Source organism: Vibrio sp. 2092, assembly GCF_033339635.1.
Lineage (GTDB): Bacteria > Pseudomonadota > Gammaproteobacteria > Enterobacterales > Vibrionaceae > Vibrio > Vibrio alginolyticus.
The window spans coordinates 215,178-227,994 of the sequence record NZ_JAWOUY010000003.1 but is presented as its reverse complement, the minus strand read 5'-3'; the positions used below and the strand labels follow the sequence as shown (position 1 = coordinate 227,994).

The 12,817-nt window shown below is 45.4% G+C and carries 11 protein-coding genes; 7 read left to right on the top strand and 4 right to left on the bottom strand.

Annotation, left to right across the window (positions count from 1 at the left end):
• The first annotated feature begins 57 nt into the window (after positions 1-57).
• The 5 genes from tsaA to R7P80_RS07415 all read left to right on the top strand — a co-directional run bounded on the left by tsaA (position 58) and on the right by R7P80_RS07415 (position 3,935).
• On the top strand, positions 58-753 hold the full coding sequence (gene tsaA, locus R7P80_RS07435; protein ID WP_005380294.1) for a tRNA (N6-threonylcarbamoyladenosine(37)-N6)-methyltransferase TrmO: 696 nt from the start codon (positions 58-60) through the stop codon (positions 751-753).
• A gap of 111 nt (positions 754-864) precedes the next feature.
• Positions 865-2,580 carry a proline--tRNA ligase gene (locus tag R7P80_RS07430; RefSeq protein WP_005380292.1) on the top strand — a complete coding sequence of 572 codons (1,716 nt, stop codon included), beginning with the start codon at positions 865-867 and terminating at the stop codon, positions 2,578-2,580.
• Between the two features lie 177 nt (positions 2,581-2,757).
• Positions 2,758-3,426 carry a tellurite resistance TerB family protein gene (locus R7P80_RS07425; RefSeq protein ID WP_225491510.1) on the top strand — a complete coding sequence of 223 codons (669 nt, stop codon included), beginning with the start codon at positions 2,758-2,760 and terminating at the stop codon, positions 3,424-3,426.
• A gap of 111 nt (positions 3,427-3,537) precedes the next feature.
• On the top strand, positions 3,538-3,744 hold the full coding sequence (locus R7P80_RS07420) for a YaeP family protein (protein WP_005391765.1): 207 nt from the start codon (positions 3,538-3,540) through the stop codon (positions 3,742-3,744).
• Complete coding sequence (locus R7P80_RS07415) at positions 3,744-3,935, top strand: DUF4250 domain-containing protein (protein WP_005380289.1); 192 nt, start codon at positions 3,744-3,746, stop codon at positions 3,933-3,935. Before R7P80_RS07420 ends, R7P80_RS07415 begins: the two co-directional genes overlap by 1 nt.
• 104 nt (positions 3,936-4,039) lie before the next feature.
• Here R7P80_RS07415 and R7P80_RS07410 read toward each other — a convergent pair whose 3' ends face one another.
• Positions 4,040-5,404 (bottom strand): sodium-dependent transporter, encoded by a 1,365-nt coding sequence (locus R7P80_RS07410; RefSeq protein WP_033905531.1) that lies wholly within the window; start codon positions 5,402-5,404, stop codon positions 4,040-4,042.
• A 378-nt stretch (positions 5,405-5,782) separates the two neighbouring features.
• Between R7P80_RS07410 and R7P80_RS07405 the strand changes: the two genes are divergently transcribed.
• Positions 5,783-8,329 carry an Ig-like domain-containing protein gene (locus R7P80_RS07405; protein ID WP_225491511.1) on the top strand — a complete coding sequence of 849 codons (2,547 nt, stop codon included), beginning with the start codon at positions 5,783-5,785 and terminating at the stop codon, positions 8,327-8,329.
• A gap of 90 nt (positions 8,330-8,419) precedes the next feature.
• Here the strand turns inward: R7P80_RS07405 and R7P80_RS07400 are convergent, their stop codons facing one another.
• Together R7P80_RS07400 and R7P80_RS07395 are read right to left on the bottom strand one after the other, a co-directional pair.
• Positions 8,420-9,163, bottom strand: a complete 744-nt coding sequence (locus R7P80_RS07400; RefSeq protein ID WP_005380283.1) for a YggN family protein — start codon at positions 9,161-9,163, stop codon at positions 8,420-8,422.
• Between the two features lie 61 nt (positions 9,164-9,224).
• Entirely contained in the window at positions 9,225-9,704 is a 480-nt protein-coding gene (locus tag R7P80_RS07395; protein WP_005380280.1) for a GreA/GreB family elongation factor, read from the bottom strand.
• A gap of 76 nt (positions 9,705-9,780) precedes the next feature.
• On the opposite strand from R7P80_RS07395, the gene R7P80_RS07390 reads away from it, so the two are divergent.
• The gene (locus tag R7P80_RS07390; RefSeq protein ID WP_182038629.1) at positions 9,781-11,706 is read left to right on the top strand and encodes an ATP-dependent DNA helicase RecQ; all 1,926 of its coding nucleotides are present in this window, start codon (positions 9,781-9,783) and stop codon (positions 11,704-11,706) included.
• Here R7P80_RS07390 and dinB read toward each other — a convergent pair.
• Positions 11,703-12,767, bottom strand: coding sequence for a DNA polymerase IV (gene dinB / locus R7P80_RS07385; RefSeq protein ID WP_025998728.1), 1,065 nt, complete (start codon positions 12,765-12,767; stop codon positions 11,703-11,705). The genes R7P80_RS07390 and dinB overlap by 4 nt on opposite strands.
• Positions 12,768-12,817 lie beyond the last annotated feature (50 nt).

Below are 12,817 nucleotides of genomic sequence, written 5' to 3'. Positions count from 1 at the left end.
AAAAGCAAGAGAAATTTGTGATACTTTCATCTCAATGAATTCTTAAAGATGTCCACCATGTATTCCATCGAACCCATCGGCGTCATTGAGACACCGTACAAAGAAAAGTTTGCAGTTCCGCGCCAACCACGCTTAGTACCAGAGGCTAAAGCACGCGTAAAACTGTTAGGTGCAGCAAATAGCCCTGAAGCAGTGCGTGGGCTAGAACAGTTCTCTCACGTTTGGTTGTTGTTTCTATTTGATCAGAATCTGGAAGCTGGTTGGAAACCAACTGTACGTCCGCCACGATTAGGCGGCAATGAACGAATTGGTGTCTTTGCCTCGCGCTCGACTTTCCGTCCAAACGGAATCGGAATGTCAGCCGTTGAAGTGAAAGGAGTCACTAAGCAAGGCGATCAAATCTATCTTGATTTAGGCAGTGTAGATCTCGTGGATGGGACACCGATTGTGGATATTAAGCCTTATATCCCCTATTCGGATTCTATTTCGGAAGCACAAGGCGGATACGCAGACCAAGAGCCAGAAAAGTCACAAGTCACCTTTTCTGCTCAAGCATTAGCAACGATAGAAAATCGATCCGATACTGACTATGTAAGATCAGTCATTGAACAAGTTCTGGCACAAGATCCTCGCCCTGCATATAAGAAAAACAAGCCGGACGACAAAGAATATGCGGTAAATTTGTTCGACTTGAACGTAAAGTTCACAGCAACAAGCAACTTAATAACGGTTACCGCTATTGAAAGCTTTTGACAAACGCAATTGGCTGATATTATAGACGGCTAACAAATTTCCCTTTCGGGAACTCCCATACTCCTGCTTATTCAAGCTTGAGTATCTAACTTAAATAAACGGATAAATTTAATGCGTACCAGTAATTATCTTCTTTCTACTCTGAAGGAGACTCCAAACGACGCAGAAGTAGTGAGCCACCAGCTCATGCTACGTGCAGGTATGATCCGTAAGCTGGCTTCAGGTTTATACACCTGGCTACCTACTGGTCTACGTGTACTGCGTAAAGTCGAAAACATCGTTCGTCAAGAAATCGACAATGCAGGCGCAGTCGAAACTTTGATGCCCGTTGTTCAGCCGTTTGAACTATGGGAAGAGACAGGCCGCAGCGAAAAGATGGGCCCTGAGCTACTTCGCTTTACTGACCGTCATGTTCGTCCGTTTGTACTTAGCCCAACCGCTGAAGAAGTGATCACTAGCCTTGTTCGCAATGAAGTGAGCTCTTACAAACAGCTTCCGCTAAACCTGTACCAAATCCAAACCAAATTCCGTGACGAACGACGTCCACGCTTCGGTGTAATGCGTTCACGTGAATTCTCAATGATGGATGCGTACAGCTTTGACATTGATAAAGACGGCCTACAAAAGTCATACGACGCAATGCACGATGCTTACTGTAAAGCATTCGATCGCATGGGTCTGGATTACCGTCCTGTACTTGCAGATAGCGGTGCTATCGGTGGTAGCGGCTCTCAAGAGTTCCACGTACTGGCTGAAAGTGGCGAGGATATCATCGCATTTTCTAGCGAGTCAGATTACGCGGCAAACATTGAAAAAGCAGAAGCACTAGCTCCAGCCTCTGAGGCTGCGGCACCAACACAAGAAATGACGTTGGTTGATACGCCAAACGCGAAAACAATCGCTGAATTGGTTGAGCAGTTCGAACTACCAATTGAAAAAACAGTGAAAACACTGTTTGTGAAAGCATCTGACGAAGTTGATGCGCCAATCATCGCGCTTATTATTCGTGGTGATCATGAACTGAACGAAGTGAAAGCAGAAAACCTTCCTCAGGTTGCAGCTCCACTGGAAATGGCATCTGAAGAAGAAATTCGTGCGCTTATCGGTGCAGGCCCAGGTTCACTTGGCCCTGTTGGCCTTAAACTGCCGTTCATTGTTGACCGCAGCGTTGCGGTAATGAGCGACTTCGGTGCGGGCGCGAACATCGATGGCAAACACTACTTCGGTATTAACTGGGGTCGTGATGTAGAGCTTGGTCAAGTTGAAGACCTACGTAACGTTGTGGAAGGTGACCCAAGCCCATGTGGCAAGGGCATTATCCAGCTTAAGCGTGGTATCGAAGTTGGCCATATCTTCCAACTAGGTAACGCTTACTCCGCAGCGATGAACTGTGGTGTACTGGGTCCTGATGGTAAGAACGTCATCCTAGAAATGGGTTGTTACGGTATCGGTATCACTCGCGTAGTAGCGGCTGCTATTGAACAAAACCACGACAAATACGGCATCATCTGGCCAGATGCAATCGCACCATTCCAGGTAGCGATCGTTCCAATGAACATGCACAAGTCAGAAGAAGTGAAAGAAGCCGCTGAGAAATTGTACGCTGAGCTAACGGCAATGGGCATCGAAGTGCTATTTGACGACCGTAAAGAACGCCCAGGCGTAATGTTCTCTGACATGGAGCTTATTGGTGTGCCGCATACAATTATTATCGGTGACCGCTCAATGAAAGAAGGCAACTTCGAATACAAGAACCGTGCTACTGGTGAGAAAACAGCAGTCGCAATGACTGACATTGTTGAGCACGTAAAAGCTCAACTAAAGTAAGCACTAGACGAGTTCGCATTTGAAGTAGTTTCAAATAGTTAAAAAGGGTTGGCTTCGGTCAGCCCTTTTTATTACAGCTCAACGCCCCCCTCCACCTTTTTCGAACTATTCACTTTGTTAATCTTTGGTTCAGCTTCTTGCTATTAAACTGATTTCATCATCTAAAGGAGGTCAGTTATGGATTTAAAAAGTCTTCTAAACCAAGCACTCAAATCAGACTTACTTAAGCAAGGTGCAGATGCATTGGGCAAACAAACCAACAACATCAAATCCTCATCAAATTCAAGTAGCCTAAAAACGCTAGGAGCAGGTGCTGTAGGCGGAGGCCTCATCGGTATGCTGATGGGCTCAAAGAAAAGTAAAAAAATGACTAAAAAAGTAGGGTCAAGCGCATTAAAAGTCGGTGGCGCAGCTGCGCTTGGAGCCTTGGCCTACAAAGTGTATAACGACTGGCAAGCCAAGCAATCCGGTCAAGGTGTTCAAGAAACCTTTGATCCCGATGACAGTAAACACAGTGTCTTAATTTTAAAAGCAATGATTGGAGCTGCAAAAGCTGATGGTCACGTTGATGAAGAGGAAATGGCTCGCATTGAACAAGCTCTCGCGGATATGGGTGCAGATGAGCACGTTCGTCACCTCGTTCAGCAAGAGTTAAACAAACCGCTTGATCCTGCTGAAATTGCTAATCAGGCGACCTCTCCTCAACAAGCGTCAGAAATTTACCTGGCGTCTTTGATCCTCGCTGATGAACAAAACTTTATGGAAAAAGCGTATCTGCAAGAACTAGCAAAACAACTTCAACTTTCACCAGAAGTCACTCAGCAGTTAGAAGCACAAATGCAGTGATTAAATCTCGCTCAAGCAAACCTTCAACTTGAGCCAAAACAACTCTGTACTTTGAGTTTCAAATCCGCTGTGTGTATATTGAGATAAGTTATCATTTAGTGGAAAGAAAACATGCAAGTATACGGCTGTTGTGAACTGGTTCGTGAGCTTTATGCTCAGATTGGTAGTGGCGATCAAGCTTATATTCCCCAAGCAATTTCATGTGCAGTTAAAGCACTGAACGATGTTGCAGCGGATGAGTCCCTGCCTAAAGAAGTGCGTGAAAAAGCGGCATTTGCTGCGGCAAACCTACTGATTTCAGATTTTGAGGATAAGTAATGAATCTAGCGAACTTTGAATCCATGGACCCTGTCATGCTGATGAGCATTGTGAATATGAAGCTACGCGATGACTTCGGAGGTGATCTGGACAAACTGGTGGCTTTCTTCGATATCGAGCGCACAGCACTGGAGACAAAACTGGCTTCTGCTGGTTTTGACTTTCTTCCAGAAGCAGGACAATTCCGTTAATCCACACCATGCTTGGCGGATAACCGAAACGAGAATAACCAATATGAAAAAGGGCTTGATGAGTTACCATCAAGCCCTTTTCTTTTATTCGATAGACGTCTCGGTTAGCCAAATGAAGCCCAGATGACTGTCGCCACAAGAATTGGACATACAAACTTCACATACGCAGGCCATAACTTACCAAACCAACCTTGCGTAAACTCCGGGCAACCTTGCTCAAGCTCTTTGATTTTTGAGTTGCGATTCCATACCCAACCACCAAATAAGCAGAATAAGAGCGCAGCGGTTGGTTGTAGATACTGAGTAGCAACCGTCGCGACCATACCAAATAGAGCACCAAAATTATAAACAATCACCACACTGAACAAAGCAATGAGACCACCTAAAACCCAGCTCGTTGCGCTGCGCTTAGTATTGAAGCGCTCACTCACTAAAGCCACTGGACACTCTAACATTGAAATGGAAGACGTTAGCGCCGCAATCGTCAACAATAAGAAGAACACAATAGAGAATAATTGACCAAGCAAACCTAAACTATCAAACATTAGTGGCAATACCGTAAACACTAACGTATCTGAGCTTAAGAGAGAGCCATCTTCTGCATAGATTTGAACGCCCTTTTGCATTGCTACAAACATCGCTGGCATCACCACTAACCCTGCAATGAAAGCAACGGCAGTATCTACCATGGTCACGTTCATCGCCATCTTTGGTAGGTTCTCTTTCTTACTCAAGTAAGAGCCATAAATCAGCATTGAACAGCCACCGATCGTAAGCGAGAAGAAGCCCTGTCCCATTGCAGCAAGAATCAACTTGCGGTCCCATACCTTTTCAAAATCCGGCACTAGGTAATGTTTCAGACCTTCCATCGCACCGTTTTGCGTCATGATGTAAGCAAATAGCAGAGCAAACAAAACAAACAATGCTGGCATCAAACGTGTGGACCACTTCTCAATACCTTGTTTTACGCCACCTTGTACGATGAGAATCGTCAGTACATAAAAAGTAATGGTTCCGAACAAGTTACGTTCAACACTAAAGCCCTTTAGCCATTGAGTTGCAGCTTCTAACCCCATTAGATCTGTGATTGCACCCAGTAAAAAGCAGATCAACCAACCACCAACAATTGAATAAAACGCTAAGACAGCGCTTGGTACGCTTAAACCAATCCAACCCACAATGCCGCCGAGCTTTTTACCGGTAGGGTTATCTGTGATTGCACGCATACTGTCTACAGGGTTGGCTTGACCATGGCGACCAATCGCCATTTCAACCACCAGCATCGGAAATGCGACGATAAGAATCATCACCAAATAAACTAATAGGAAAGCACCGCCACCATTACTGGCTGCTTGAGTTGGGAAGCCCCAGATATTGCCAAGGCCAACTGCGGCACCTGCGGCAGCTAAGATGAACCCGAGACGAGAGCCAAAATGCTCGCGAGGCTGAGAAGAGGTTTGCTGTGTCATACTACTCACACAAAAATATCATTGAACTAGCTAACTAGTACACTATAGCAATATTCACTATTCAACAAGAGCACCTCGGTTAAATCCTCGACAGTTGAAACAATTTGTAGTCATTCAGCTTGTAAATTTTAACGTACATCTCATATTCATCGCTCAAAAGCCTCGCGACTGTTGTTCGTTTTACGTGGCTGAATTTTACCAATCCTTCTGCCGTGAAGTGAGCCGAAAAATAATGAGCTCTGGTGTAAGGGACGAACTGTTCCTCGTGATACTGTGTCGAAAAGCAGAATATTGTGCTTCGCTTTTTCCCCCTAATGTCTATTTATCAGCTAGTTATTACTCTGTTCTCATTTATACCCATGATTCAAGGAGAGGAAAATGAAGGTCACCCTACTTCACGGAGCGATGGTTGTAGCACTCAGCGCCAGCTACCAAGCTCAAGCCTATAACTGTCAAAGTTTACCCGACTGGGACAGCACTGCGACTTATACATCGGGCGCTTTAGTAAAAACGCAAGGAGCCGCTTATGAGGCTGCATATTGGACGCAAGGCAATGATCCCGTGACCAACTCAGGATCTTGGGAAGCATGGAAAGCGTTAGGGCAATGTGATGGTGGAAGCAACAATTTATCACCAACGGTGTCGTTCTCCTCTCCAATAAACAACGCACAAATTCCCGAAGGCAGTGCGATCACTTTGTTAGCCAACGCAACTGACGAAGATGGCCAAATCACACAAATTGAGTTTGTTGCAGGCAACCAAACCGTTGCTGTGGTAACTCAAGCACCATTCGAAGCTTCTTGGACCGCTATTGAAGGGATCTCGCAATTGACCGCAATTGCGACAGATAATGAGGGAGCTGTTAGCACCACGACGATTTCTATCCAAGTTCAACCACAAGTCGAATTACCGCCACCAAGCATTTCATTGACAAGCCCAGTAGGCACAGAAGTGCTTAATGTAGGCGATAACCTAACCGTAGCCGCTCAAGCTGACGATATTGATGGTGTGGTCACACAAGTTGAGTTCTTCGTAAACAATCAATCTGTCGCCATTGATACTAGCGCACCTTACGAATATCAATGGACCGCTAGTCCAGGTACATACTCGTTCAAAGCACAAGCGACTGATGATACAAACCTCGCAACGATGAGCCAAGAAGTAGCGCTGGTTATTAGTAATTCAGAAACCGGAACGGGCGGATGTGCAGATGCAGTACCTTATGTGGCAGGCACAAGTTATCAAGCTGGCGACCTGATTTCTCACTTCAACCAAAAATATCGTTGTGATGTTGCTGGTTGGTGCTCCTCGGATGCGACATGGGCTTACGAGCCTGGTGAAGGGCTATACTGGCAAGATGCTTGGAGTGGCCTAGGTGCTTGTTCGACACCACCGCAAGTTACCATTACGGCACCAACGGATGGACAAGTCGTGCTCGCTGGCAGCAATAACGAAATCACGGCAAACGCAAGCGATGCTGATGGCACAGTCACGCAAGTTGAGTTTTTTGCGAACAACACCAGCTTAGGGGTCACCACTCAAGCGCCATATTCCGTTACTTGGAACGCCACACTTATTGGCGCTAACCAGCTTAAAGCCGTCGCAACCGATAATGATAACAACACGTCAGAGTCCCTGGTTGGTGTGGAAGTCAGCGATAAAGATTTGGTCGTCTCTCTGACTTCACCAAGCAGCGGTCAAACCGTCGGATTAGGCAAAAGTCTCGCATTAAGCGCCGATGCAACGTCTTTAACTTCAGGCATTAAACACGTTGATTTCATGATCAACGGCTCTATTGTTGCAACCGATACCACAGCACCTTACACAGCCAACTGGACACCAACTGCACTTGGTAACTTTACAGTTAGCGCCCAAGCTGTGGATTTGTCAGGAAGCAATGCACTGTCTGACGCCGCAGCAATAACGGTGGTTGAGCAAGTAGAGAAACGCCATAAACTCATCGGTTACTGGCACAATTTTGTAAATGGTGCGGGCTGTCCAATTCGTCTAGCAGATATGGCAGATGCTTGGGATGTGATTGATATTGCCTTTGCTGAAAATGATCGCAACAGTGATGGCACTGTGCACTTTAATCTATATTCAGGCGATATTTACAGCGATTGTCCAGCACTCGATCCAACACAATTCAAGCAGGACATGGCAGCGCTTCAAGCTAAAGGTAAGAAGTTTGTTCTCTCTCTTGGCGGCGCAGAAGGCACGATTACGCTGAATACCAACCAAGATGAAGCCAACTTTGTCTCTAGCCTAACAGGTCTTATCGCTGAGTGGGGCTTTGATGGTCTAGATGTGGATTTAGAGAGTGGTTCTAACTTAGTTCATGGCTCGCAAATTCAAGCTCGCCTTGGTCGTGCTTTGCTTCAAATAGAGCAAAACATGGGTGGAGATATGTACCTAACCATGGCGCCTGAGCACCCTTATGTTCAAGGTGGTTATGTGGCTTACAGCGGTATTTGGGGGGCGTACATCCCTGTGATTAACGAGACACGCAGCACGCTCGACTTGCTTCACGTCCAGTTATATAACAACGGCGGTTTGCCAAACCCATACCTGCCAGGCAGTGCACCAGAAGGCTCTGTGGATATGATGGTAGCGCAATCTAAAATGCTTATCGAAGGTTTTGAGTTGGCCGACGGCACTCAATTTGCACCATTGCGCGATGATCAAGTAGCAATCGGTTTACCTTCAGGTCCTAGCTCGGCAAATTCAGGGCAGGCTCCAACACAGAATATTATCAACGCACTAGATTGTTTAACCAAAGGCACTTCATGTGGCACCGTTAAACCAGCGTACCATTACCCGAATTATGCAGGAGTAATGACATGGTCTATCAACTGGGATCAGCATGATGGCTTTAACTTCTCAAAACCTGTCGGCGATAAACTCACCGAGATGAATGCGCAATAAGCTATCAAAGAATAAGCGAGTAAAACGCAAAGAGAGCACAATAGTGCTCTCTTTCTTTATCTCATCGAGTTTTTGCTTTTTAATGAGTAATTAAATCGTAAATACTCGGTAATCTTTTAGCTCAGGGATTTTCTTCAACAGATCGTTTTCTTGCCCTGCCATGTCATCCAGCGAATCGCACAAGTCTTCTGCTTGTTGTTCTACCTCTTTCGAATGCTCGGCTAAACGCTCTTCTACTTTCGCGCTGAGTTCAGCCATACTCTCTGATAATGCAGTGAGGTTTATCCCTCCCTCTTCCTTCATTTTTTTCGATAAAGCATCCAACGAACTGGCTAAAAACTCTTTATTGAAGATCTCTTGTGCTTTTGCAAAGTCTTCAGTCCACCCTTGTGTCATAGACTCAAAACTCTCCGCAGGCAGGATGAAATCACCATCTTTGTAGTAACGTGATTCAACATCAGCGAAAAAGTCCTTTACTGCGACTTTTACATTATCAAACGCACCAGGTGCATCGAGGCTTTCCGCAACATCATCAATAATATCATTCGCAAGCGCTAAACCATCACTCGCCAATTGCTTTGCTTGTGGAATATACGCGTTCATTTTTTCGCGATAGTCTTCAATTGCCGCTTTTTGGTCGGCATTGAGTTCAATTAGCTCACCTTTGATGAAGAGGTTGTTATCCTCATCCACGACAGCTTTATCACCTGTCGTTTGGCGAATTTCCAAGCTTTGCCCATCCATACGGACTTCATTATTGATGTCCACACGACACTGCGCTGCATAACCAGTAGCACTGACCATCAGCAATGAGAGTGTAAAAAGCTTTTTCATGTCATTCTCTTTTATTTAACATTACTCGTGTTAAACATAACACTGAGTGATACATGAGATGTCAGCAAATCGTCACGACTTCGTAACAAGTTGTTTTATCTCCTATTTTCACGTCAACCTCATCACCCTCTTCTTTCCCGAACAACGCTCGACCCAGAGGAGATTTGGCTGTTAAGACAAAGACTTCCAGAGTCTGATATTGAACAGTCAAACCACCAGAGCAAGGGCCTACAAAGAAGTGCTTTTCGATCAAATTCTCATCTGCGAGAACAACGTAAGCACCAACACCAACAGGCGCATTCTTAAAGTTACGAGTCACTAAAGAACGATATTGACGCAACTCCTCTTCACTATCTTGAATTCGCATGGCTTGTCCATGAGCAAGATACGCGGCTTCAAGTGCCAATGTATCGTACTTGTGCTCGGGAACAGTTTCTTCATCTGTGGCGGCATCGATAGCTCGCTGAGCCGATGAATGGGCAACTTGAAGTTTTTCTTCCAGATGTTGGATGATAATTTGGACTAAGTCAGCTTTGTTCATACTTTTAGGACGCGCGTTTAGTATTCGGGGTGTGTTAATGTAGCCAAGTTTACCATCAAAGAAAGGTTTCCCTATTATGCAAAGTGACTCGCTGCATCAAACACTTCAATCTGTATTTGGTTTTGACTCATTACGCCAAGGTCAGCAACCCGTTATTGAAGCCGTTATGAATGGTTACTCTGCTGCGGCAATCTTTCCTACAGGCTCGGGGAAGTCACTCTGTTATCAACTACCTGCAACCATATTACCCAACCTTACGTTGGTGATCTCTCCGTTGTTGGCGTTAATGAAGGATCAACTGAGCTTTTTACAAAGTAAAGGAATCGCGGCCGCTTCTATCGATAGCAGTCAAAGTAGAGAAGAAGCACAACAGGTCATGGCTGGCGTGAAGAATGGACAAATCAAAATCTTGATGATTTCTGTTGAGCGACTAAAAAATGAGCGTTTTCGTGAATTCATTCGCCAAGTACCGATTTCTTTGATGGTCATTGATGAAGCGCACTGTATTTCCGAATGGGGGCATAACTTTCGTCCAGATTATCTCAAACTACCGCAATATCAACGTGAACTGAACATCCCACAGTCTTTACTTCTCACCGCAACGGCAACGCCTGCAGTTATTGAAGACATGCAAAAAAAGTTCGATATTGCCAGTGAACATATTACCGTTACAGGCTTCTACCGCTCTAATCTGGATATCTCGGTGATCCCGTGTGAGGAAACAAAGAAACAAGAACAGCTCAGTGAGATCATCGCCTCTTCACCTAAGCTTCCGACCATCGTATACGTGACGCAGCAGCAAACAGCAGAACGAGTAGCAAAGTCATTAATCCATATTGGCATTAACGCTCACGCATACCACGCTGGCATGAAAAGCGACGTTCGTGAACAAATCCAACAGCAGTTCATGGATGGCCAAATTGACTGTATTGTTGCAACGATTGCATTTGGTATGGGGGTCGATAAATCTGATATTCGACGCGTCATTCACTTCGACTTACCCAAATCAATCGAGAACTACGCACAAGAGATTGGACGTGCAGGCAGGGACGGGCAACGCTCTGAGTGCATTCTGCTAGGCAATACGTCCGGCTTAACGGTGTTGGAGAATTTTGTCTATGGTGACACACCAGAATTTACGTCAATTAACTATGTAGTCGAGCAAGCGAAAGAACATGCTCCACAATGGGAGGTAGTGCCACTGCGTTTGTCGCGTGAAAGTAATATCCGCCAATTGCCACTCAAAACCTTGTTGGTTTATTTGGAGCTACATAACGTCATTGAAGCAAAGTACAGTTACTTTGCGGAATATCGGTTTAAGTTTTTGCACGATCAGCAATTTATTGTGAATCAATTTCAAGGCGAGCGACGTCAATTTGTGGAGGCTATTTTTTCCTGCTCACAAAAAGCCAAAGTGTGGTGCCAAGTTGATCTAGAAGCGCTATGGATGAACTATCAATCGGAACGCAGCCGAGTTGTCGCAGCGCTCGACTATTTTCACCAGAACGGCTGGATAGAACTAGAGAGCAAACAACTGACGGACGTGTACTCAGTTATGCCAACCAAACAGAGCTCGGATGTTTTAATCCAACAACTGTCTGAACTGTTCCAATCCAAAGAAAGCAAAGATATCGAAAGAATCCACACCATGCTGCACTTGTTCCAGTCCGAGCACTGTTTGAGCTCACAATTGGCGAACTACTTTGCGGATCACGATGCACCAAAGCAATGTGGTCACTGCTCCGTGTGTCGTGGTCACGTCGCCACATTCACAGCACCAGAACCTGAAGATATTGAACAATCTCAAGTATCGATATGGGCGCAGGAGTTTATTCAGCTTTCCCCATCGGCCATCAGTAATGATGCCGTTGCTCGCTTCTTGTGCGGAATCAGCACTCCTTTGATTAGCCAGCTAAAAGCCTCAAAGCTAGCAGGTTATGGTGCAATGGCAAACGTAAGTTTTGAGCAGGTATTAACGCAGGTAGAAACGGTAAGGGCCTAAAAAAAGCTCAATTGACGCGCTTGGTCTTCGGGCTTGAGCATCACGTTCAAGCCTAAAAGGCGAATTTCCCGTCCATTTTGGCGTTTAAGAATATCTCTTAGCAAGATCTTGAAGTCCTCAAGCTCTAATTGCGGATGGATGTGCTCAATTGTTGTCAGTTGAAAATCGGCAAATTTGACTTTAATACCTTGTTTAATAATCGACTTATCTGGGCTTGCACGCTCTAAACGTTTCTCGAGTTCAGGATAAAGTTTCTCCTCAATCACTTGCCAACATTCACCATAGGTTGCGATGTTCTGGCTGAATGTCCTTTCCACACCGACGGACTTTCTCTCGCGCTCAACAACGACTTCTCGATTATCAATTCCATGGCTTCGCTGCCATAAGGAGGCACCCTGACGACCAAACTGCCTCAACAACTCTCGATAGTCACTGTTTTTAATGTCCTCACATCGATAAAAACCGGCTTGGTGGAGCTTCTCAAGACTCACTTTTCCCACGCCAGGAATATTCTCTAACGGAAGACTATCGATAACCTCTTGGACTTTCTCTGGCGGAATCACAAACTGACCATTGGGCTTGTTCATGTCTGACGCGACCTTGGCAAGAAACTTAATCGGAGCAATGCCCGCCGATGCCGTCAACCCAAGTTCACTCCAGATATCACGGCGAATTGACTCTGCGATCAACGTTGCGGAGCCACGGCAAGCTGTCGAGTCCGTGACATCGAGGTATGCTTCATCCAATGAGAGAGGTTCAATGATAGGCGTATAACGCTCAAAAATAGCACGAATCTGCTGAGAGACTTGCTTGTATACATGCATTCTACCGGGCACAACCAACAAATGAGGACAGAGTTGCAGCGCGCGCGCCGTTGACATTGCACTGCGAACACCATATTTACGCGCATCATAATTACAGGTGCTAATCACTCCACGCTGCTTTTCATGTCCGCCAACAGCGAGTGCAATGCCACGGTAACTGGGGTTATCTCTCATCTCTACGGCAGCATAAAAACAATCCATATCGACATGAATAATTTTTCTAATTCGATCTGACATAGCCATCAAAGCACTGTTCAAAAAAACAGTATAAATCAAATCTACCTGAA